The 22,485-nt window shown below is 69.7% G+C and carries 16 protein-coding genes, 3 tRNA genes and 1 other RNA gene; 11 read left to right on the forward strand and 9 right to left on the reverse strand.

Annotated elements, in window-relative coordinates; all coding sequences use genetic code 11:
- Positions 1 to 89 precede the first annotated feature (89 nt).
- On the reverse strand, positions 90 to 1,199 hold the full coding sequence (leuB, locus tag PQI07_RS18935) for a 3-isopropylmalate dehydrogenase (RefSeq protein WP_043380654.1): 1,110 nt from the start codon (positions 1,197 to 1,199) through the stop codon (positions 90 to 92).
- Between the two features lie 100 nt (positions 1,200 to 1,299).
- Positions 1,300 to 2,028, reverse strand: coding sequence for a carbonic anhydrase (locus tag PQI07_RS18940; RefSeq protein ID WP_043757808.1), 729 nt, complete (start codon positions 2,026 to 2,028; stop codon positions 1,300 to 1,302).
- Positions 2,029 to 2,222: 194 nt separating this feature from the next.
- Here PQI07_RS18940 and PQI07_RS18945 point away from each other — a divergent pair, with 194 nt between their 5' ends.
- The 4 genes from PQI07_RS18945 to ssrA all read left to right on the forward strand — a co-directional run bounded on the left by PQI07_RS18945 (position 2,223) and on the right by ssrA (position 5,835).
- The gene (locus tag PQI07_RS18945) at positions 2,223 to 3,107 is read left to right on the forward strand and encodes a hypothetical protein (protein WP_274927181.1); all 885 of its coding nucleotides are present in this window, start codon (positions 2,223 to 2,225) and stop codon (positions 3,105 to 3,107) included.
- Positions 3,108 to 3,448: 341 nt separating this feature from the next.
- Entirely contained in the window at positions 3,449 to 5,014 is a 1,566-nt protein-coding gene (locus tag PQI07_RS18950; protein ID WP_274927182.1) for a 2-isopropylmalate synthase, read from the forward strand.
- 100 nt (positions 5,015 to 5,114) lie between these two features.
- Positions 5,115 to 5,190 (forward strand) — tRNA-Lys (locus tag PQI07_RS18955).
- A gap of 472 nt (positions 5,191 to 5,662) precedes the next feature.
- Positions 5,663 to 5,835, forward strand: a transfer-messenger RNA (tmRNA) gene (gene ssrA, locus PQI07_RS37875).
- A 627-nt stretch (positions 5,836 to 6,462) separates the two neighbouring features.
- On the opposite strand, the gene PQI07_RS38090 is transcribed toward ssrA, so the two are convergent.
- From PQI07_RS38090 to PQI07_RS18970, 3 genes are all read right to left on the reverse strand, one after another.
- Positions 6,463 to 6,729, reverse strand: a complete 267-nt coding sequence (locus PQI07_RS38090) for a hypothetical protein (protein ID WP_490356180.1) — start codon at positions 6,727 to 6,729, stop codon at positions 6,463 to 6,465.
- Between the two features lie 689 nt (positions 6,730 to 7,418).
- Positions 7,419 to 9,281, reverse strand: coding sequence for a glycoside hydrolase family 15 protein (locus tag PQI07_RS18965; RefSeq protein ID WP_182591555.1), 1,863 nt, complete (start codon positions 9,279 to 9,281; stop codon positions 7,419 to 7,421).
- 106 nt (positions 9,282 to 9,387) lie between these two features.
- Positions 9,388 to 10,632, reverse strand: coding sequence for an acyl-CoA dehydrogenase family protein (locus PQI07_RS18970; RefSeq protein ID WP_274927183.1), 1,245 nt, complete (start codon positions 10,630 to 10,632; stop codon positions 9,388 to 9,390).
- A gap of 125 nt (positions 10,633 to 10,757) precedes the next feature.
- Between PQI07_RS18970 and PQI07_RS18975 the strand changes: the two genes are divergently transcribed.
- Positions 10,758 to 11,513: a response regulator gene (locus tag PQI07_RS18975; RefSeq protein WP_170861821.1), complete on the forward strand. Its 756-nt coding sequence runs from the start codon at positions 10,758 to 10,760 to the stop codon at positions 11,511 to 11,513.
- Positions 11,510 to 12,919: an ATP-binding protein gene (locus PQI07_RS18980; protein WP_274927184.1), complete on the forward strand. Its 1,410-nt coding sequence runs from the start codon at positions 11,510 to 11,512 to the stop codon at positions 12,917 to 12,919. Before PQI07_RS18975 ends, PQI07_RS18980 begins: the two co-directional genes overlap by 4 nt.
- 23 nt (positions 12,920 to 12,942) lie before the next feature.
- Here the strand turns inward: PQI07_RS18980 and PQI07_RS18985 are convergent, their stop codons facing one another.
- Positions 12,943 to 15,099, reverse strand: a complete 2,157-nt coding sequence (locus tag PQI07_RS18985) for a methyl-accepting chemotaxis protein (protein WP_043380633.1) — start codon at positions 15,097 to 15,099, stop codon at positions 12,943 to 12,945.
- A gap of 678 nt (positions 15,100 to 15,777) precedes the next feature.
- Here PQI07_RS18985 and PQI07_RS18990 point away from each other — a divergent pair.
- From PQI07_RS18990 to PQI07_RS19005, 4 genes are all read left to right on the forward strand, one after another.
- Positions 15,778 to 16,293, forward strand: coding sequence for a hypothetical protein (locus PQI07_RS18990; RefSeq protein ID WP_274927185.1), 516 nt, complete (start codon positions 15,778 to 15,780; stop codon positions 16,291 to 16,293).
- 208 nt (positions 16,294 to 16,501) lie between these two features.
- On the forward strand, positions 16,502 to 17,470 hold the full coding sequence (gene rocF / locus PQI07_RS18995; protein WP_274927186.1) for an arginase: 969 nt from the start codon (positions 16,502 to 16,504) through the stop codon (positions 17,468 to 17,470).
- Positions 17,470 to 18,339: an urease accessory protein UreD gene (locus tag PQI07_RS19000; protein ID WP_274927187.1), complete on the forward strand. Its 870-nt coding sequence runs from the start codon at positions 17,470 to 17,472 to the stop codon at positions 18,337 to 18,339. Before rocF ends, PQI07_RS19000 begins: the two co-directional genes overlap by 1 nt.
- 117 nt (positions 18,340 to 18,456) lie before the next feature.
- Positions 18,457 to 18,530 (forward strand) — tRNA-Cys (locus tag PQI07_RS19005).
- Between the two features lie 63 nt (positions 18,531 to 18,593).
- On the opposite strand, the gene PQI07_RS19010 is transcribed toward PQI07_RS19005, so the two are convergent.
- A complete protein-coding gene (locus PQI07_RS19010; RefSeq protein WP_043345914.1) occupies positions 18,594 to 20,273 on the reverse strand; it encodes a methyl-accepting chemotaxis protein in 1,680 nt (559 codons plus the stop codon).
- A gap of 303 nt (positions 20,274 to 20,576) precedes the next feature.
- Positions 20,577 to 20,843, reverse strand: coding sequence for a hypothetical protein (locus tag PQI07_RS19015; protein WP_274927188.1), 267 nt, complete (start codon positions 20,841 to 20,843; stop codon positions 20,577 to 20,579).
- Positions 20,844 to 21,105: 262 nt separating this feature from the next.
- Here PQI07_RS19015 and PQI07_RS19020 point away from each other — a divergent pair.
- A tRNA-Asn gene (locus tag PQI07_RS19020) sits at positions 21,106 to 21,181 on the forward strand.
- A 90-nt stretch (positions 21,182 to 21,271) separates the two neighbouring features.
- Here the strand turns inward: PQI07_RS19020 and PQI07_RS19025 are convergent.
- On the reverse strand, positions 21,272 to 22,477 hold the full coding sequence (locus tag PQI07_RS19025) for an integrase (RefSeq protein WP_274927189.1): 1,206 nt from the start codon (positions 22,475 to 22,477) through the stop codon (positions 21,272 to 21,274).
- Between the last annotated feature and the right edge of the window lie 8 nt (positions 22,478 to 22,485).

The following is a 22,485-nucleotide window of genomic DNA, read 5'->3' on the forward strand; positions in this document are numbered from 1 at the left end:
CGTCATAGCGAAGGTCGGGCCCGGCCGCCATGCGTCGAAACACGCGGCTGGGGACCGACCCCGATGCTGAGACGCGCCGAAGTCCTGTCTCAGCCGACGCGTGCGCGGAGCGCGTCCGCCACCGCCGCCGCCATGGCCCGGGTGCCTATCGGGTTCGTGCCCTCGCCGGCGATGTCGGCCGTGCGCGCACCGCCCGACAGGGCGTCGGTGATGGCGCCGTCGAGGGCGTCGGCGGCGTCGCCGAGGCCGAAGGAATAGCGCAGGCACATGGCGAGCGAGCCGATCATGGCGATCGGGTTCGCCTTGTCCTGGCCGGCGATGTCCGGGGCCGAGCCGTGGACCGGCTCGTACAGCGCGCGCCGCAGGCCGCCCGCATCGACCGCACCGAGCGAGGCGGAGGGCAGCATGCCCAGGGAACCGGTGAGCATGGCGGCGATGTCGGAAAGCACGTCGCCGAACAGGTTGTCGGTCACCAGCACGTCGAACTGCTTCGGCCGGCGCACCAGCTGCATGGCGCAGTTGTCGGCCAGGATGTGCTCCAGCTGGAGGTCGGCATAGTGCTCCGCATGGACCTTGGTGACGACCTCCTTCCAGAGGACGCCGGACTTCATCACGTTGTGCTTCTCGGCGGAGGCGACCCGTCCCGAGCGCTTGCCCGCGAGGTCGAAGGCCACATGGGCGATCCGCTCGATCTCGGCCGTAGTGTAGACCTGGGTATCCACCGCCCGCTTGGAGCCGTCCTCCAGAACGGTGATCTCCTTCGGCTCGCCGAAATAGACGCCGCCGGTGAGCTCCCGGACGATCATGATGTCGAGGCCCTCGACCAGTTCCCTCTTCAGGGCCGAGGCTTCGGCCAGGGCCGGGTAGCAGATCGCCGGACGGAGGTTGGCGAAGAGGTCGAGTTCCTTGCGCAGGCGCAGCAGGCCGGCCTCCGGGCGGTTCTCGTAGGCGACGCCGGCCCATTTCGGCCCACCGACCGCGCCGAGCAGGATCGCGTCCGCATCCTTGGCGCGCTGCAGGGTCGCGTCGGCGAGCGGGCTGCCATGGGCATCCAGCGCGCAGCCGCCGACGAGGTCGGTCTCGGTCTCGAAGGTCGCGAGACCGGTCTCCTTGAGCGCCTCGAGCACGACCTGCATGCCGGCCGCCACCTCCGGACCGATCCCGTCGCCGGGGAGGAGCAGGAGCTTGTAGCTGGCCATGACGGTCTCGCGGGTTGGTCTCGACGTGCCGGCGGGCTTTATCGAGGCTGGCCCGTCATTGGCAAGGCGCCGGCCCGATCGTCGATGCGCGTCCGTCCTCTCAGAGGAGCGCGACCTTGCCGGTGGCGATGTCGTAGAAGCCGCCCACGACCTTCACCCGCTGGGCGGCGACGGCCTCCGCGATGATCGGCCCGGACTGCTCCAGCCGTCCGACGGTGTGCCGGACGTTCTGGGCGATGGCCTCGGCGAGGGGATCCTGCGCCCGGGCCTTCGCGGCCAGATCGACCGCGGGCCGAATCGCGTCGACCAGCACCGGGAGATGGCCGGGAAGCACCGCCTTGGTCCGCATGACGTCGATCGTCGCCTTCACGGCCCCGCATTCGGAGTGGCCGAGGACCAGGATCAACGGGGCGCCCAGGACGGACACGCCGTATTCGAGGCTGGCGAGGCCGTCGGTGTTGACGAAGTTGCCGGCGACGCGGACGACGAACAGGTCGCCCGGTCCCTGGTCGAAGATGAAGTCCGGGGCGACCCGGGCATCGGCGCAGCCGACGATGCAGGCGATCGGATGCTGAGCCGCGGCCCGCGCCGCGCGACCGGCCGAAAAATCCCTGTTGGCGGGCGCGTTGGCCGCGTAGCGGCCGTTGCCGTCGAGCAGCCGAGCCAGAGCCTCCTCGGGCGTGATGGCCTTCGACCGAGCCCCGTCGGAGGCCGCTTCGGCGCGAAACGGCGGTGCGGACGCGCCGGCCAGGGTGCCGACGGCGACGGCCGTCAACAGGCCGCGCCGTGAGAGTCGCCGTGAGAGGGAGGGTCGATGCAGATCGCACACGCTTGGCGGTCCCCTTCGTCGTCCTTGCCGGCCGAGCCCGGCGAGCCGCTCGTCCCGGCAGCAGCGGGCCGAGCAATCCGGATCGTATCCCCTGCGGATCTTCACCGCCGAGTCCAAACTTTGCAGGAAATACTGGACCGAAGGGGCTGCGCCGGGCATCCCGAAGGCATGGATCCGGCTGCTGCGAGGCGCGGATGTTGGACGATCATTTTCGGGACCGGATCGCTCTGCTTCGGTCCGAGCGCGATTTCCGTCGGGCGGTCGCCGGTTACTGCCTGGGGATGATCGAGCCGTCGCAGATTGTTTGGCCGAGTCACAAGCTGCTCAATCAGATCGGGCGCTACGTGGTCTCGTTCATGCTGATCCACAACGACTACGCGTGGCGCCACCATGGCGGACCCCGTCCGACCCTGACGGCGCTCCAGGCGATGGTCGGACTGAGCCACCGGCAGACGGCCGGTTTCGTGTCGACCCTGAAGGCCGGGCGGTTCGTCACGGCTGTGGCGGATCCGGATGATGCACGCGTGAAATGCCTGCAGGCTTCGCCGGCGCTGGTGACCGAGATCGGCCGGTCCGGGCGCCTGTTCGTCGTCGCCATGGACGCCGTCGCGGGTCGCGATCCGGGCCGCGCGGCAGGACTCGACGGGCCCGGCCGGCTCGGGGAACTCGTCCGCCGGTCGGCAGCCCATGTGCTGCGGCACGGGACGCTCATCGCGCCGTTCCCCCGGGTGCTGCATTTCGCCGGCCGGGATTGCGGCTACCCGCTGCTCGCCGCCCTCGTCGGCGCCCACTACGCCGCCACGATTCCCGGGGCGCCGCCGGCCGCGCCGCTCAGCCTGCGCGGCCTCGCCGAGCGGCTGGACGTGTCCCGGGCGCATGTCGGCAACCTGCTCGCCGAGGCGGAGGCGGCCGGATGGATCCGGATCGCCGACAGCCGCCTGAGCTTTTTCGATCCGACAGTGCTGGCGGAATTCGAGGACTGGGCCGCCGGACAGATGCTGTTCTACGACGATCTGGCGGCGGCGGTTCTCGCGGATCCGCCGGCCGTACGGGTTCCGGACTGTGCCTGCACCTCCTGATCCACCGGGTGCGCGGCGCTCGCTTGTGTTCCGGCCGTTCCGGGGATACCTACGGGCTGCACCGCGCCGTGAGACCATCCGGCGTGGGTCGCCGACAGGAGAGACGAGCCTTGGCCAGAGCCGGCTCAGCGCCCGAGATCGCCCGCGTCGCCATGACGGCGCCGCGGTCGCGCGCGCGCCGCGCCGGGCTTGCTCTTCCGCTTCTGCTTACCCGCCCCTGAGGGCCGTCCGGGCGCGCGCCTGGGCCTTCAGGGGAGTTCTTCCATTCGCGAATCCGCCCGCGAGGGCACCACGCCGCGCCGCGCCATCTCGAGCCGGGCGGCCCGCGACAGGGTAATGCCATGACCACGACGAACACCACCTCCGCCCGCGACCGCATCGTGATCTTCGACACCACGCTGCGCGACGGCGAGCAATGCCCCGGCGCCACCATGACCTTCGACGAGAAGCTCGCGGTGGCCGAGCTGCTCGATACGATGGGCGTCGACATCATCGAGGCCGGCTTTCCCATCGCGTCGAACGGCGATTTCGAGGCCGTGTCGGAGATCGCCCGGCGGACCAAGCGCGCCACCATCGCGGGGCTCGCCCGCGCGATTCCCGCCGACATCGCCCGGGCCGGCGAGGCGGTGCGCCATGCCCAGCGGGCGCGGATCCACACCTTCGTGTCGACCTCGCCGATCCACCTCGCGCACCAGATGCGCAAGAGCCAGGACGAGGTCGTCGAGATCATCCTGAAGACCGTGGCCCAGGCCCGCGACCTCGTGGAGGACGTGGAATGGTCGGCCATGGACGCGACGCGCACGCCCCTCGACTATCTGTGCCGCTGCGTCGAGGCGGCGATCACGGCCGGCGCCACGACGATCAATCTCCCCGACACGGTGGGCTACGCCACGCCCTCCGAGTACCGCGACATGTTCGCGAATGTGCGTGAGCGCGTGCCGAACGCCGACAAGGCGGTGTTCTCGGTCCATTGCCACAACGACCTGGGTCTCGCGATCGCCAACTCCCTGGCGGGCATCGAGGGGGGCGCCCGGCAGGTCGAATGCACGATCAACGGCATCGGGGAGCGGGCCGGCAACGCGGCGCTGGAAGAGATCGTGATGGCCCTGCGCACCCGCGCGGACGTGCTGCCCTACGAGACGGGGGTCGAATCGACCATGCTGACCCGCGCCTCGAAGCTCGTGAGCCACGCCACGAACTTCCCGGTGCAGTTCAACAAGGCGATCGTCGGCCGCAACGCCTTCGCCCACGAGAGCGGCATCCACCAGGACGGCATGCTCAAGAACGCCGAGACCTACGAGATCATGACGCCGGCCTCGGTGGGGCTGACCAAGACCTCCCTGGTGATGGGCAAGCACTCGGGCCGGGCGGCGTTCCGCTCCAAGCTGGAGGATCTCGGCCTGCACCTGTCGGACAACCAGTTCCAGGACGCCTTCGACCGGTTCAAGGCTTTGGCCGACCGCAAGAAGAACGTCTACGACGAGGATATCGAGGCGCTGGTCGACGAGAACCTCGCCACGGCCCACGACCGCATCCGGCTGGTCTCCCTGTCGGTGATCGCCGGCACCCGCGGGCCGCAGCGCGCGACCTTGCGCATCGCCGACGAGGCCGGCACGCGGATCGAGGAGGCGGACGGCAACGGGCCGGTGGATGCGGTCTTCAACGCGATCTCGGCGCTGGTCCCGCATCAGGCGCAGCTGGAACTCTATCAGGTCCATGCCGTGACAGGCGGCACGGATGCCCAGGCCGAGGTCTCGGTGCGCCTGCGGGACGGCGAGCGCAGCGTCACGGCCCGCGGTGCCGATCCCGACACGCTGGTCGCGTCCGCGAAGGCGTATCTCTCGGCGCTGAACAAGCTCTCGGCCCATTCGGTGCGCGTGCATGCACAGCATGCGGCGGCGGAATGAGAAAAAGCTGCGGCGGGGGGTGGACACCCCCCGGCCGCGTTGGTATCAGCCCGTCACCCCGGACGGACTTGGTGGCCACCGGGCGGTCGCAGACGCGATCGGGCGCATAGCTCAGTTGGTAGAGCAGCTGACTCTTAATCAGCGGGTCCTAGGTTCGAACCCTAGTGCGCCCACCAAGACTTAGCCCACTTCCTGCTTACCGGTAATTCAGTCTGGTAGGCACATGGTAAGCGGGGCGAGTCGTTTAGCTTTCCTTCATCGACGCCCTCAGAACTGATCGCGCTGGTTTGCGGCCGTCACTGGCAGCTCATCGTGACGGTCTGGGTGATCCGCAGAAAGCCCCGCACGGTGATGCCGGCGGGGCTTATTGGCCTGTAAGAAACGGTCGAACCGACACACGCTGCAGGCCAGCAGGACACAAGACACGAAAAAACCGCCGCGGCCGGAGCCGGGCGATTCAAGGTGGGTCGTGCTGAGGATGAGAGGCCCATCTACGCGCGGCCGGCCGGGGCGGTTCCGGTCAGACCCGGGGTTCGCGGTCGAGCCGGGGGGCTGAGACGCCAGCGCAGAGCCATCGGGCCAGGGCAGGCGGTGGGCCAGTAGACCTGAGCGCCGCTTTCTGCGTAAGGTGTCCGCGAGGTTGATGACCGGTTCATAATAACGTTTCAGGACCCGGGGGCGGTACCCGGCGCCTCCACCAGAAGCATCCTGCCCCGGATACCGCACGGGGGTGAGGGCGAGCGTCCGGCGTTGCGGACAGCGCGCTGCCAGGGTGCTTCTGCTGGGGGCGAAACAGGTTCGACTGGACGGTAAAGGGATCGCGAGTTCTGCCCTGCCTCGGTAGGGTAAGATGCGGCTTTCGGTAAGGACTCGACCGGTTCGGCGCGGGTAACCCTCGTTCCGAGCACCTGACCAAAACTCTAAATGCCAACGACAACGTCGGCATGGAGATGCGCCTCGCGGCGTAATCTTCCGGGGCGTGGGCACGCCTAGCAACAGAACCCGAGGCTTCGGCCTCGGGGCCCGCTAATTCTCTTCCAGAAATGACGATCGGCTCTCCGGCTAAAGCCAGGGCAGCCTGGGGCATTGACGGCCGAAAGTCGGCCAGGCGGCGGTCGCGGCTGATCCGCGGCCCATCCGCTGACAAAGAAGCCGATGCCGACCCCGTAAGGGGGCCGCCGGGATGTATCCAGAGCATCAGCCCAGAGGCTCTGCGGCCGGACGCCGGCGTGGAGCGCGCCGCAGGTCCGCCGCCTCCGGACCGGGCCGACCCTCTCGATCAGCCCGGTCCGACGCCAGCCGATCAGGTCAGCTGGCGACGCCCCCTAACCGAACCCAGGCACCATGGTTGCAAGCCATGTTGCGGATCGGCTCATCGCCAACGAGATCGGATGCTCTCCCGCCCCTGAACGGAGCGGGGAGGAGGCCGAGCCGCCGAGGCTTCGCCGTCAGGTCAGCGCCTGGGGGTGCGGTGACGGCGTCCCAACATAGCCCTGAGGCCTCAGGGGGCAGCCGGTATGCGCGCGGCGGTGCTGTAGCTTCAAACGACCGGTACCGGTGTAGCTCCCGGCGACGATCACTTGGCCATGGCAGGCCGGGCATCGCTTCGGGGTCATCGTGTACAATCCGCGTGCCTCCGCGAGGCTAACCGGCGTCCACGCCTCGCCCACCTTCACCTCGCAGATCTGCTGGTCAGCAGCGGGGATTGCACCCACCGCTATCGACCGAGCGATGGGCCGCCGGATGTCCCCCCGGTGCCGGGCGGCCCGCTGGTGGGCGTACCGCCGATGTTCACATCTGGCGTCGTGCCCGGCACCGAGGAGTTGCTGGGATTGGCTTCGTTCCCCCGTGTGATCGGGCTGGGGCCCAGATCCCGGGTGCCGGGGGGGACGCCGCCGACCGCCGCGGGTGGGGCGACACCGGTGTTCCCGGCGCCTCCTGTGACCACCTGGGCAACGGCAGGGCCGGCCAGAACGATGCTCAGGACGCCGGCGAAGGCCATGGTGGTGCGGGTCATACAAGTGTCCGTGCTGCGTGCTGCGGTACAGGAACGGCCCAGATGTCCCGAAGTTCGAGGGGACCGTGCGCTGGGCCCGGAGGCAGCCCGATCAGGGGCGCCGTCCGGGTCCCGCGGATCCGGATGTGGTCCGGACCCGGGCTGATCTGCCGGCCGATGCGGCCGGTGTCCATCGCGTGGCGAACCGCCGCGATCCACCGCCGGATGCCTTCGCGTGACATCATCTCTCTCCGGAGGGCGGAGAGAGGCTGCATCGCAGGGCGTATCCGTGCGGACCGCCAACGCGGCGGCGTCAGGCCGAGGGGCACCAGCGCGATCCACGCCCATACGCGGAAATCGAGACGAAGCCCCGGCCCAACGGGTGGGTGCAATCGCAGATCCGGATCCCTATTCCGCCGCCGAGGCCATGGCATCGGCACCATCGTCGGCGCCGAAGCGCGCGATGCTGCTCTCGAGCCGCAGCGCCGCGTTGATCAGGGCCATGTGGGAGAAGCCCTGCGGCATGTTCCCGCGCTGCGCACCTGTGGCCGGATCGATCTCCTCCGCGAGCAGCCCGACATCGTTGGCCCGGGCGATCAGCCGCTCGAAAGCGGCCTTGGCCTCGGCCGCCCGTCCGCCGAGAGCGAGACAGCCGACCCGCCAGAAGGCGCAGGCCGTGAAGGTGCCTTCGTCCCCCTCCAGGCCGTCCTCCATGCGGTAGCGATAGATCAGGTCGCCGACACCGAGTTCCCGCTCGACCGCCGCGAGGGTCGCCCGCATGCGCGGCTCCGTCGGATCGAGGGCGCCGAACAGGGCCGCGCGCAACACCGCGGCATCGAGATGATGCGAGCCGTAGGCGCCGACATAGGCCTGCTTCTCCGCGTTCCAGCCCTGTTCGAGATACTCCGCCCGGATCTCGGCAGCGATTCGCTCCCATTCGGCAATCGTCTCCGCGGCCACGCCCGCGATGTTGCGGGCGATCCGGGCGGCGTCCCTCAGGGCCACCCAGATCATCGCCTTGGTGTGGACCTGCTGTCGCGGCCCGGTGCGCAGCTCCCAGATGCCGTGATCCGCATCGTGGCGGTGACGGATGGCGCGGGCGGTGAGGTTGTGCAGCACCTCCGGCAGGCGGTCGTTGACCTTCTCGGGCGGGTCGTAGTCCACCGCCTCAAGGAAGATGCACAACGCCCGGAGCAGCTCGCCGTAGATGTCGTGCTGATCCTGAGCCTCGGCGACGTTGCCGATCACCACCGGCCGCACGCCGTTCCAGCCCGCGAGATGGCTCAGCTCTTCCTCCGGCGGCATGCCGTCGGCGATACCGTACATCAGCCGGGTCTCCCGCCCGTAGGTGCCGTCGCGCTCGCGCAGGAAGCGCAGGAATTCGGACGCCTCGCGGACGTAGCCCAGCATCACGAAGGCGGTGACCGTGAAGGCGGCGTCCCGCATCCAGGTGAACCGGTAGTCGTAGTTGCGGTTGCCCGGCACCGCCTCGGGCAGACCGGCGGTGGCCGCTGCAACGATCCCACCCGAGGGCGAGTAGGTCAGCAGCTTCAGGCACAGGGCGGACCGCATCACCGCCTCCCGGTAGGCGCCGCGATAGGTGCTGCGGGCGCACCAGCGTCGCCAGTAATCGGCGGTGGTCTCCAGACGGCGTCGGGCGCCGGCGTAATCCTCGATGCAGGCCTCGTCCTGATCCTCGCCATGGGTCAGGACCAGATAGGCGGTCTCTCCGGCCGACAGGCTGAACCGCACTTCGGCGGCATCCCCGTCGAGGGTGGGACAGGGCTGCGCGTTGACGCGCAGACGCCAGTCTCCGGCCTCGAACAGGACGGACCCGCCCGCCATCAGGGGCGTGCAGGGGCGTCGCGCATAATCGAAGGTCGGCCGCACTCGGAACGCGCCCGTCACCCGGCCCTGCTCGCAGGTGAGTAGCCGGATCAGCCGGCTCTCGCTCTCGCCGTCCGGGCCCTCGTCGGGCTCCGGGCTCGGCGGGTTGACCGGCATCAGGTCGACGAGGCGCGCCCGGCCGGTCGCCGTCGTGAAGGTCGTCTCCAGGATATTGGTGTCGGGCAGGTAGCGGCGCGCGGCCTCGGTCGGCCCGTCGAAGGCGACGCTGCACGAGCCACCCGTGTCGTCGTCGAGGAGCTTCACGAACAGGGCCGGCGAATCGTGACGTGGCCAGCACAGCCAGTCGATCGATCCGTCGCGGGCGATCAGCGCGCAGGAATGGGTGTCACCGATGAGGGCGTAATCGCTGATGGGCTTCGACACAGGGCTTCCGGCTGGCGGCACCCGGTCCGCCGGGCAGTACAGAGCCCTGAGGTAGCCGGAGTACGCCGGGCGGGGAGTCCCGCTCGACGATTCGCCGCACGAGCGATCAGGCCGCCGGCCGGGGCAGCATCCGGTCGCTGATGATCCGGCGCTGGATCTCGCTCGTGCCCTCGAAGATCGTGGTCAGCCGCGCGTCGCGCCAGTAGCGCTCGACCCGACGCTCGGTGGTGTAGCCGTTGCCGCCATGCAGCTGCATCGCCTGGTTGGTGACCCGCACCGCCATCTCGGTGGCCAGGAGCTTCACCATCGCCGATTCGCTCTCGGCGGCCTCGCCCTGGTCGAGGAGGTGGGCGACCTGATGCCAGAAGGCCCGCGCCTGCGCGACCTCGGCCGCCATGTCGGCAAGGGCGAAGCGCAGCGCCTGGAAATCGCCGATCGGGTGGCCGAACTGGACCCGCTCCTGAAGATAGCTCTGGCAATCCTCGACCGCCGCCCGCGCGACGCCGACGGCCCGGGCCGCCGTGTGGACCCGGGCGATGTTGAGGCCGCGCTGCACCGCGGCGAAGCCGCCGGAATCCGCGTCCGCTCCGTGGTCGCCGTAGAGTCCGGTGAGCCGGTCGCTCTCGGGCACGCACACGTCCTCGAGGGTCAGTTCGAAGGTCTGGAAGCCGTGGTAGCCGATCTTGTCGATCACTCGACCGGTCACGCCGGGCGGGAAGCTGTCGCGTTCCTTGAGCACCAGAAACGGCTCCAGGCCGGCGGAGCGCGATTCCCCGGGCTCCGGATCGCGGGTGCGCGCGAGGACCTCGATGAAATCGGCGCCCTTTGCGAAGCCGGCCCAGCGCTTGGTGCCGGTGAGCCGCCAGAGGTCGCCGTCCCGCACCGCCCGGGTCTGCACGCCGGCGAGGTCGGAGCCGGCGTTGGGCTCCGACAGGGAGATCGAGCCGATCCATTGTCCCCGGGCCGAGCGGCGAAGCAGCTCCGCCCGGCGCTCCGCGTCGAGGGTCTGGGTGCCCAGCCCCTGGCCGCGCGCCAGGATGCTGCCCACCGAGAGCCACGCCCGTGCCAGTTCCTCCGAGACGAGGCAGTACTCGAACACGCCGAGGCCCAGGCCGCCGTGCTCCGCGGGGATCGTGATGCCGAACCAGCCCTTCTCGGCCATGGCGTCGATGAGCGTACGCGGCATCTCGGCCTTCTGCCGGTCGAGCGTGTCGGCCATCGGCAGCACCTTGTCGCGCGCGAAGGCGCGGGCCTCGGCCTGAAGCGCCGCCCGGGCCTCGGTCCGCCAGGGCGAGGCGAGTTCCGGCGGCTGCGGCGCGATCAGGTCCTTCCGATCCTCGGATCCGGTCATCGTTACCCCCGTATGGTTTGACGCCATGTGGCAACTCAGTTGAGGCCCGTGCGGGAAACACGCGCTTACAAATTGGTTCCGTCGCCCACCTTCGAATAATCGGCGGATCGGGCCATAATAGCCTGATGATGCAGGCCGAACCGCTGACCGATTCCTTCGCGATGAACGCACCCGCAACACCCCACATCCTCGTGGTCGAGGACGATCGAGAGATCTCGGCCCTGATCGCGCGCTACCTGCGCGGCAACGATTGCCGGGTCACGCTGGCGGGTGACGGGGCCGAGATGGACCGGGTCCTTGCGGAAGCGCGGATCGACCTGATCGTCCTCGACCTGATGCTTCCCGGCGAGGACGGACTGAGCCTGTGCAAGCGCCTGCGCGGCACGTCGCAGATCCCGATCCTGATCCTGACGGCGAAATCCGAGGAGGTGGACCGGATCCTCGGCCTGGAGCTCGGCGCCGACGATTACCTCGCCAAGCCGTTCAACCCGCGGGAGCTGCTCGCTCGCATCCGCGCGATCCTGCGGCGGGTCGCGGCCGAGGCCCCCGACGCGGACGAGCGGCGGCGGCTGCATTTCTCGGGCTGGACGCTCGACGTGTCCCTGCGCCAGGTTCTGTCCCCCGAGGGCGCCCGCATCTCGATCACCGGGGCGGAGTTCGATCTCCTGCACGCCCTCTGCCTCCGGCCCGGCCGGGTTCTGTCGCGGGACCAGCTCCTCGACCTCACGCAGGGCCGCTCCGCCGGCCCGTTCGAACGCAGCATCGACGTGCTGATCTCCCGGATCCGTCAGAAGATCGAGCGCGACACCCGCAATCCGGAATTCATCCGCACGATCCGGTCGGGCGGTTATCTGTTCACGCCGGAGGTCACGCGGTCATGAGCGGTCTGCGCCGTCTTCGCGCGCGGCTGCGTCCGAAGACCATCGCGGGCCAGATCGCGCTGCTCGTGGTCGCCGGCATCGCGGTCGCCCATGTGGTCGCCACCGCGGCATTCCTGATTCTGCACGAATCGCAGAACCCCGACACGCTGCCGGGTGTGGCCGCGAGCCGCCTCGGAGTGCTGGTGAGACTGCTGGACGCCGCCGATCCGGCGGCGCGGCCGGCTCTGCTCGCGAGCGGTCGCAGCCTGCCGCTGATCCATGTCGAGCCCTGGGACGGCACCGTATTGCCGGGGGCGACGTCGCCGCCCGACCTGCCGGTGATCCGGCGGCTGCGCAACGGCGCCGGCCGGCCGGTGACGATCACCGACCTCTCCGCGGCCGATCCGGACGGGGAGCGGTCGGACGCGCGGCTGCATATCGGCATCGTCACGCCGGCGGGCGCGCGGCTCCAGGCGACGCTGCCGAACGATCCCCTCCGGGGGCCCCGCCAGGGTGCGCTGATCTTCACCGTCGTCTTCCTGGCGCTGACCCTGGCGCTGCTCTGCGTCTGGGCCACCCGGGCCCTCACGGCGCCGCTGAAGCGGCTCGCCGGTGCCGCCGAGGCGTTCGGCGCCCGCGACGACCACGTGGCGCTGCCGGAGGCGGGCCCGCGCGAGGTGCTCGCCGTATCCCGGGCGCTGGATCGGATGCGGTCGCGGGTGCGCCGCCTGATCGACGACCGGACGCAGATGCTGGCGGCGATCAGCCATGACCTGCGCACGCCGATCACCCGGCTCCGCCTGCGCGCCGAGTTCATCGAGGACGAGCACGCCCGCGCCTCCACCCTGCGCGACCTCGACCAGATGAACGGCCTCGTCGAGGCGGCGCTCTCCTTCGTGCGCGACGGCCAGATCCGGGATGCGAACAGCCACAGCCTCGTGGACCTCGCATCGGTGGTCCAGACGGTCTGCGACGACTTCTCGGATTTCGGATCCCCGGTCAGCGTCAGCCGCAGCCGGCACGTCCTGGTCCAGGGAAGGCCCGAGGAACTCCAGCGGGCGGTGACCAACCTCGTGGACAACGCCGTGAAGTACGGCGGCCGCGCCGAAGTCCAGATGGAAGCGTCCGAGCGCGGCGTCCGGGTCTGCATCCTGGATTCGGGCCCCGGGATTCCCGAGGCGGAGCGGGAGGCCATGCTCCAGCCCTTCGTGCGCGGCGACCGGGCCCGCAATCTCAACGAGGCCAGCGGCTTCGGACTCGGCCTGTCGATCGTGCAGGCGATCGTCGAGGCCCATAACGGGCGCCTGCAGCTGGAAAATCGCCCCGGGGGCGGGCTCTGCGCCGCGATCGAACTGCCCCTGGCCGCACAGGCCTTCGCGGGGCGCGCGGCGCAGAAGCTCGTGCCGCGTTCGGCCGAGGCGGCCTGAGGCCGCCTCGGGTCTCGTCCGGTCTACGCGGCCCGCACGTTGCGCAGGAACTGCGCCACCTCGGCGCGGAGCTGCTCCGAGCGCGTCGCCAGGGCATCGGACGCCTGAGCAACCGAAGCCGCGGCCTGACCCGCATCGCCCGCGACCCGGGCGACCTCGGCGATCTCGACGGTCATCGTGCCGGTGCCGGCGGACGCCTGGCCCATGCTGCGGACGATGTCCTGCGTGGTGACGCCCTGCTGATCCACGGCGGCCGCGATGCTGGTCGACACGTGGTTCATCGCCTCGATCTGAGCCGTGACTCCCTGGATCGCACCGGCCGCATCGCCGGTGACGGTCTGGATCGCCGCGACCTGCCGGCTGATCTCCTCGGTGGCCCGGCTGGTCTGGGCGGCGAGTTCCTTGACCTCGGAGGCGACCACCGCGAAGCCGCGCCCGGCCTCGCCGGCCCGGGCCGCCTCGATCGTGGCGTTCAGGGCCAGCAGATTGGTCTGACCGGCAATCGTCGAGACCATCCCGACGACGTCGCCGATCCGCGTCGCTGCGGCGGCCAGCTCCGTCATGGTCTGCTCGGCCCGACGCGCCTCACCGACGGCCGTCGCCGACATCCCGGCCGCCTGCTCGACCTGGCGGCCGATCTCCTGCACGGTGGCGCCGAGTTCCTCGGCCGCGGCCGCAACGGTGTTGACGTTCTCGGAGGTCTGCTGGGCGGCACTGGCGACGCTGGTCGAGCGTTCGGACGTGCCCGCGACCGCACTCCGCATGGTACCCGAGGCTCCCTGAAGCTCCGTGACGGCCCCCGTCAGGCCCTCGACGATGGCCCCGACCGAGCGTTCGAAGCCGTCGGCGAGGTCTTTCAGCATGGCGCGGCGGCTCTGCTCCTCGCGCAGACGCGCGGCCTCGGTCGTCTGAAGCTGCTGGGCGGCATCCTCAAGCGACATGTCGCGGATGGTGACGACCGCGCGGGCGATGTCGCCGATCTCGTCCCGCCTCTTGCTGCCGGGAACGTCGGTCAGGGCCTGGCGGTCGGCGAGGGCCTTCAGCGCGCGGGTCAGGGCTCCCAGCGGCGACACGATCGAGCGCGCGAGCAGCAGGCCGAGCACCGCCGTGACGGCCAGGACGATGAGACCGGTCAGGATCAGCGTCCGAGACAGGGCCTGCACGGCATTGATCGCCTCCGCCTGGGTCTGCTCAGCCAGCACGGTCCAGGGCGCGCCGAGGACCGTCACCGGCGAGGCGGCCGCCATGTGTGCGCCGTTCTCGGCCGTGAAATCGACCGGACCGCCGACTTTGATCCGGTCGGCAGCCAGGCCGATTCCGGCGAGGCCTGCACCGGCATGCAGAGCCGGGTTCAGCGGTGGGTTGCTGCGCAACAGCCCGTCTGTCCCGACCGCCAGGATCTGCCCGGTCTCGCCGAGACCGGTCCGCTTGGACAGCGTTTGATCGAACAGGGTCGGCGTGACCCGCATGACGATGTAGCCGGTCCGCTCGGCCGCCTGCGCCGTGCCCATGGCGACGTTCGCCCGCTTGGTCATGACACGGCCGATGAAGGCAGCCGGGGTCCCATCCACCGGGTAGGCGGCGAAATCCTCGAAGAGAACCGCGCCCGGATCGGCGGACTTGAGACGCTCGACGAGCCGCGCGAGCGCCGAGCCCGCCAAGCCATCCTCCGAGACCGATTTGGCGAAATCGGCGCCCTTGGTCGTGGTGTAGACGATCCGGCCGTTGTTATCGACGAACATCAGGTCGGCGTAGCCGGGCTGGGCCACGAGCTTGTGGGCCACTTCCTGGACCTTGACGTGGCGCCGGGCATACATCGACGTCATGCCGCTGCCGTCGAGGGCGATCCGCGCCTCAGCCGTCTGAGGCGCTTGGAACGCCTCGATGACGCTCGCGGTGTCGGGCTTCGCCGGGTCGAGATTCTCGATCAGGTCCGTGAAATTCGAGACGATCTGCGGATGGGTCGCCACCGCCTGGAAGTCCGCCTGCATCCGGTCCGCCACCAGCTCGATCGCGTCCCGCCGCGCCGCCGCGGCGAGTTCGAGGCGCTCGTGCGCCGCGGTGATCAAGCCCGACCGCGCCGAGTACCAGCTGAATCCACCCATGGCGGTGGCGCTCAGAAGCGCGAGGCCGACGGTCGTCGCGGGAAGGCGCGTGCTCAGCCGCGAAAGCGTTTTCATGATGACCCTGAACTATTGAATGACGGCGATCCAACCAGTCCAATAGCCCGACTCTTATAAAAATCTCGTAAACATCGATGCAGCGCGCGGATATCGAGCACTGGCACTATACAACCTGAAAGAACGTGCTCTGCCAAGAATTCAAGTTGTGGACGGGCCCCCTTCGGTTTTCGATAGTCACCCGCCCTGCAGCCATGGCGGAGGGTCTGCAGCATTGCGGACCCGGCCGGCGCGCGTGCTGGCTCTCCTGCTCCCGGAATCTCGGATCATCACGGTCATGTCCACGGACCGTCCTCGAAATCACTCCGCCATCTGACGGTGACCCGGTGCCGGTCGGGCTCCGAACCCAAGGCGTGGATGCGCACGGGCCGGCGGTGATCCGATGGGCGACGGTTGGGCCGCCGCTGGGGGCAGGCGGACGAACGGTTTGCGACTGTCGAAAGGCAACAGTCCACCGCCCTGCGCGGCCGGACGCGCGATCTGGATCCCCGAGACCGCGCCGCGATCTGGCCCGCCGCGCGGGCCTTCGGCCGCTCGTGAGCCCGCCATCTCGGGCTGTGATGCAGCATCCGCCGACGATTGCAGCCGAGATCCGGAGGTAGGACAAGTCGGGTGCTGCCGCGCGACCCTTGGCGGCGGTAAGTTCGGTCGCATCTGCCGCGTCGGCGGAGGCACGGTATGTTCATCAATAGCGACGCCCTCGCCGGCGTCCTGCGACTCCTCTGGATCGCGATCGTCCTGCTTGGGGGTGTGATCGTCGCGCATCTCGTCTGGGTCAGCCGTGTCGCGCGCTGTCGGGCATTGGCGTCCATGCCGCTGCCGACGAAGATCGCGATCGTGGGCGCGGCCTTCGCGGCGCCCGTCGTCGGCTTCTATGCCGTCGAGATCGCGTCTTGGCACCGGCGGCAGGCGGCGCGGCCGCGCTTCCGCGTCCCGCGACACATCGCGGTCGCCGCTTTGCTCACGCTGGCGCTGGCCGCGGCCGGCACCCTCTTGGTGGAAGGGCGGGCGGTGCCGGAGGACCGATCCTGGTGGCGTGCGGCAGGTCGTTTCGAGGGACAGGTCTGCGTGCTGCTGATCGGGCAGATGATGGTGTTCATGATCCTGCGCGTGTTTCTGACGGCCCGACGTCCAGCGCTGCTGTGGATCGCCTACGTCCTCTCGGCCGCGATCCTCGCTGTCCTGCTCGCCTGAACTTGTCTTCGAGAGCGGCCGGGTACACGTCGATCCCTGAGACCTGATCGTTGGGCGTGTGCCAGGGCGTCCATCGCGCGCAGGATCCGTTTCCGGCCCGGGATGCGGTCTCGCAACCGCCATCGGCGGCCGGTTATGAGCCCGATGGCCGAGGCTCTGCGGAGCGCGGGTGCGCCGAGACGGCGATGGTGACGGCGATGGAGACGGGATGAGCAGCGAAGTCAGCCTCCACGCGGCGCGCAGCATTGCGCTGATCGGCGCGCCGATCGAAGTCGGAACCAGCGAGCCCGGCGCCCTCATGGGACCTGCGGCCCTGCGCACGGCCGGGCTCGTCCGCGCGCTCGGCGAACTCGGCCATAGGGTCACGGATCGGGGCGACGTCGCCCCGGAGGGGCCCGCCGGGATGCGCGGCCTCGATGGCGTCGCCGCCTGGACGCGGGCCCTGTCCCGGGTCGTCGAGGGCGCCCTCGATGCCGGGTCGCTTCCGTTGACGGCCGGGGGCGATCACAGCCTGTCCCTCGGCTCCGTCGATGGCGTGTTGCGGCACTGTGCGCGGCATGGCCGATCCGTCTTCGTGCTCTGGCTCGACGCCCATGCCGACTTCAACACGCCGGCGACCTCGCCCTCCGGGAACGTGCACGGCATGCCGCTCGCCGCCCTGTGCGGCGAGCCGGGCTTTCCACGCCTGTTCGCCGAGCCGGTCCCGCAGCCATTGTCCCCGGCCAACGTCCACCTGTTCGGGCTGCGATCGATCGATGCCGGCGAACGTGCGCTGGTGACGACGCGGCGGGTCGGCATCACCGACATGCGGACGATCGACGAATTCGGCGTGGTGGCGCCGCTCCGGCGGGTGCTCGACCGGGTCGCGGGCCAGGGCGCGCATCTCCATGTCAGCCTCGACATCGACTTCCTCGACCCGTCGATCGCGCCCGGCGTCGGCACCACGGTCCCGGGAGGCGCCACCTTCCGGGAGGCGCATCTCATCATGGAGATGCTTCACGATTCCGGTCTGGTGCAGTCCCTCGACGTGGTCGAGCTCAATCCCTTCCTCGACGAGCGCGGGCGCAGCGCCCGGGTGCTGGTCGAGCTCGTGGCGAGCCTGTTCGGCCGTCGCATTCTCGACCGGCCCACCCTGCCGGTCGAGGCCGCCCCCATCGAGCCGGCCGGGCGCGGCTGATGGACCACCGCCTCCCCACGTCGTCATGCCCCCCCGCGGCGACCGGCGCCCCACCGGCACGCCAGCGCTCGGACGGGCGCGTCCGGCTGCGGGTGGGCCCGACCCACCTGGGCGGCGCGACGCGCATCCTCGATCTCGCCGAATCCGGCCCGTCGCGGCTCCGATTCCCACGGGGAACGGGCGCGCTTGAGACGGTCCTGGTCAACACCGCAGGCGGCGTGGCCTGCGGCGACACCTTCGCCATCGACCTCGCCCTCGATCCGGGCGCCGAACTGGTCCTGACCACCACCGCAGCCGAGAAGATCTACCGATCGGACGGCCCCGTAAGCCATATCGCCAACACCCTGGCTCTCGAGGCCGGCGCGCACCTCGCCTGGCTGCCGCAGGAGACCATCCTGTTCGACCGCGCCCGGGTGCGCCGCCGCTTCACGGCCGATCTCGCCGAAGGTGCGGCGCTGATCGCCGTGGAGGTCGTCGCCTTCGGCCGAGCGGCCAGGGGCGAGCGGATCACGGACGGGCTGTTCGCGGATTCCTGGCGCATTCGCCGGGGCGGCCGGCTCGCTTACGCCGACGATCTTCTGCTGGACGGCCCGATCAGCGATCTCCTCGCCCGTCCGGCGGTGGGCGGGGGAGCGCGCGCCTGCGCGACCGTCCTCGACATCGCCCCCGGCGCGGAGGCGCGCCTCGAGGAGGCCCGCGCCCTCCTGGCCGGGGCCGCCGCACCCGGAACAGCGGCAGCCGCGAGTGCCTGGAACGGTCACTTGGCGATCCGCGCCCTCGGGGAGGCCGTCGGCCCGTTGCGCGGCCTCATCGCCCGGTTCGTGGCGCAGTATCGCGGCGTCGCGATGCCCCGGGTCTGGCAGAGCTGACAGGAACCGCCACGTCGGCGGCTCAGGACCGTTGCCTGCGACGGCCGACCTCTGCTAGAGACGCGCACCCGGAGCTGTCCGCCAAGCTCCGGACCGGATGGCAACGCCGTTCAGGAAGGCCTCGTGGCGGAGTGGTTACGCAGAGGACTGCAAATCCTTGCACCCCGGTTCGATTCCGGGCGAGGCCTCCATCCTTCTTATTCCTCTCCTGGCTGATCCCGCCGTGATGCTCCGGCGTGAGCGTCGCCGCGCGCTCATGCGCTGTGGACCTGCGTCGTGAAGGTCTCGATGGCCTTCTGCAGGCTGTGCGCCCCGGACGTGACCCGCACGGCGCCACCGCGCACCTGTCCGGCCTGCGCCTCGTTGGACGCGGCGGCGGCCTGAACACCGGCAACGCTCTCCGAAACCCTCCGGGCGTCCGCGGCCGCGCTGGAGATCGCCCGCGCGATTTCCTGGCTGGCCTGGCCCTGCTGATCGGTGGCCTTCGCAACTTCGGAGGCGATCAGGCTCATGCGGGCGATCGTCTCGCCGATCGTGCCGATCGCGCCGACCGTGCGTCCTGCGGCCCCCTGGATCGCCCCGACCTGCCCGGTGATGCGGTCGGTTGCGAGCGCCGTCTGGCCGGCCAGGGCCTTCACCTCGGCGGCGACCACCGCGAAGCCGCGCCCGGCGACACCGGCCCGGGCGGCCTCGATCGTCGCATTGAGCGCCAGCAGATTGGTCTGCCCGGCCACCTCGCGGATCAACGTGACCACCGTGCCGATCTCCTCGGCCGCTTGCGACAGGCTCATCACCGTCTCCTTCAGGCCCTGCGTGTCGGAGAGGGCGGAGGAAGCGATCTCGCTCGTGTGCCGCACCCGGGCCTCGATCTCCCGGGCCGAGACCGAGAGTTCCTCGGCAGCGCTGGCGATGCTGTCGACCAAACCGGCACTCTGGCTGGAGGCGCCCGCCACGATGGCGGCCTCGGACGCCATCGCGCCGGCATTGCCGGTGAGCGTGTCGGCGGCCGCCTGCATCGCCTCGGCCGATCCGGCGAGATCGGCGACCGCGCGATGCGTCTCGGCCTCGAAGGCATGGGTCGCCGTCGCCAAGGCTTCCGCCCGGATCCGGTCACGATCACGGCGCATCTGCGCCTCCGCGTCCAAGTCGCGCTTCTCGATCAGAGCGGTCTGGAACGCCGCGATGGCGGCTGCCATCTCGCCGATCTCGTCGCGACGATGCGTGAACGGGATGACAAGGCCGAGGTCGTTGGCGGCGAGCGCCGTCATGCCATCCTTGAGACGGTGCAGGGGGCGCCGCACCTGGGTGACGATGATCCAGACCGCCGCGAGCAACCCCAGCACGAGCGCCACCGCCGGCACGACCACGAGGGTGATCCGCGCCTGCCGCCGGTCGACGGCGTCCCCGGCGCGTCGGGCATTCAGGCGGCTCAGCACCTCCCGTCCAAGGGCGCCGATCTCGGCCACCATGCGCTCCCGATTCTTCACGGTCGCCTCGTCGGTCGCCTGGATCAGGGCCGCCTTGGGCGACACCGTCAGCCCCAGCTCGGCCGTGTCGGTCTGGTAGGCGATGAATTCCTTCACGAAGAGATCGAAGCGCCGGCGCCGATCCTCGGGAAGCTGATCTTCCATCGCTGCGAGGAAGGGTCCGCGCACCTGCTCCACCGTCGCAAGGGCGTCGTGGAGTGCCGACAGGCGTGTCCGTGCCTCCGCGGTGTCTTCCGCGGTGTAGAGGGCCGTGGCCTGCACCACCGCGTGCTCGATCGCCTGCCCCAGGGCACCGGCCTGCAGCCCGGCATTCCAGATCCTGTCCGTCGCGGCGGCGCGCTCCTGCTCCCAGTTCGACTGCCGGACGGCGAAGGCCGCGATGCCGATCGCCACGAGGGCCAGCAATCCGATCACTGCCGAGAGCTTGAGGCCGAGTGAAATTCGCATGGGAGCCGCGCCGCTTCAGCGATGGTTACGAAGAGGCGCAGCTATACACGAACACTTCCTTTTGAACAGGTAAATATAGCCGGCAAACTCTATTATCTGATATGGTGGTCGAGACCGATATCCATCAACGAATAGCCAGATCTTGCAGCACGCACCCAGAATGATCACGCGCATACCGCGTGCTTCCGGACCGGACGACTGCGAATGCTGGATCTCGCGAGCGCTGGAGCCGCGTATTGGACCGCGTCGGGCCTATGGACGCCCGCGTGCCGGTGGCGGGCTGCGCGCCCGCCGCGAGACCCGTCAGCGATCCCGCGCGACGGGGGCCGGACTGCGGACCGGCTGACGGCGGGACTGCTCCTGCATCCGGAGCGCGGCGACGATCTCCCGGCGGAGGTCGTCGCGCTGCACGTCGACGAGATCGGGCAGGATATCGGCCTCGTGCTCGTCGAGGGCCGCGATCAGTCGGGGACGGTCGGCGGCCCACTCGAAGGCGACGCGCACTTCGCGCTCGGCATAGGGGTCTTGGGGGTTCAGGCAGTGATGGGTCAGCATGATGACAACGGGCACGCACCGGGTCGTCCGGGCTGGCGTTCCCGTAGGATCGCGTCGCGACATTCGCATGACCCTGGCGGCGACGGCCTGAGCGAGCAGGCCAAGCCAGCGGCGGGACCCGGCGCATTTGTTGCCAAAAAGCAACACAGCGGACGCTCGACCGCCATCGGTGCAGGCCGCGCCCTGTGACGCAGAGCGCCGTGCCGTGGAATGCCCGCGGATCATGCGTCGAGGCCCTTGCGTCCCGCGATTGCGGTGTGTAGAGACCCCCTCGTGATCCCCGATAGCTCAGTTGGTAGAGCAGGCGACTGTTAATCGCCTTGTCGCAGGTTCGAGTCCTGCTCGGGGAGCCATCACTTCTCCCAACATCTTCAGGCGCTTGGAGCAGCCGGGGCGATAGCTTCGCGTTACGGCGGATCGTGCCCCTGTTACCGCGGCTTGTTTCAGCACTGTTCGCGTCCCTTCCGTCGCGCGGCTCGAAGCTCTGCCACGCGGCTCGATTGGACCACCCCTCCGCGGTTGTAGATCATCGTCGTGGACATCTGCGTGTGGGTGGCCGTGCGCATCACGTCGGTCGCGTCCGCTCCCGCCTCGAAGTCCTCCGACACGGCTCCGGCTCGGCTGTCCATGTTCCAGAGGTCACCCGGCCAACCAGCGGCCCGGGCGATCTTGCGGAACGTGTGCGAGAAGTGGGTCGCCTTCCAGGGCAGCTTGGACCGCTCATCGATCACCACAGGGCCGACCCCTCGCGGCGGCAGTTCGGAGAGGATCTCGGGGTGCAGCCGCAGGTCGTGCGCCGCGACCTCCTGCCCGTTCGACTTCGACGTCGGCTTCTCGAGGAGGTGCTCGGCGTTGATGTGGTTCCAGGTGAGCCCCCATTGCCAGACCCAGACGCCATCGGCGATCGCGCCAGCAATCGCTGATCGTTGGGCCGGCGTCGGCCGCACCCATTCCCCGATCACGTCCTTCTGACGCAGGCCGAGCTCGAATTGGAGCGCGACGGCAAGCGCAATGCTCGGGCGGTCAGCCGCATGCGCGGCTCTGCGGAGCGCAACGATCTGCTCGAAGGTCGGCCGGTGCTTGCGCTTCCGCGGCATCGGAAACTCGGTCCGCTCGAGCACCGCTGCCAGTTCGATCGCGTCGGCGTTCCGCAGCTCGCAGCCGTAGCTCACGACCCGACGCAGAGTCTGGATGCAGGCATAGGCGCTTCGCTCGCCTGTCGAGGCGCTCCAGTCCTTGTGCCAGCGGCGCACGTCCCGCCCGAGGATGTCGGCGAGGTGCATGTGGCCCGCCGTGTCGACCAGCGTGCGGATGTATTTCGAGTAGAAGACGCGGGTCGCCTGGCGCCTGTCGTGATAGGGCGAGTCTGCGTCCGTCTCGAAGGCACGGCACACCCACTCCAGTGTGCCAGGGACGGCTGAGTTCTTGGACGGCACGAGGCCGCCCGCCCACTCGAGCATCTCCTGTTGTAGGATCTGACACCGGGCGGCGATGCCTTCAGGCGGCATGTCGCTCGGGATCCGAACCGTCTTGGTCGGGTAGCTCTTCGCGACGAGCTTCTCGTCGGCCACCCAATAGAGATCGATGCGCCCATTGTGGCGCTTCATGCGCTTCAGCCCTGGGCTGTAGAGCGCAACCTCGGCTGTCATGATTTGGG

Source organism: Methylobacterium sp. 092160098-2 (assembly GCF_028920805.1).
In the GTDB taxonomy this organism is placed as follows: Bacteria; Pseudomonadota; Alphaproteobacteria; order Rhizobiales; family Beijerinckiaceae; genus Methylobacterium; species Methylobacterium fujisawaense.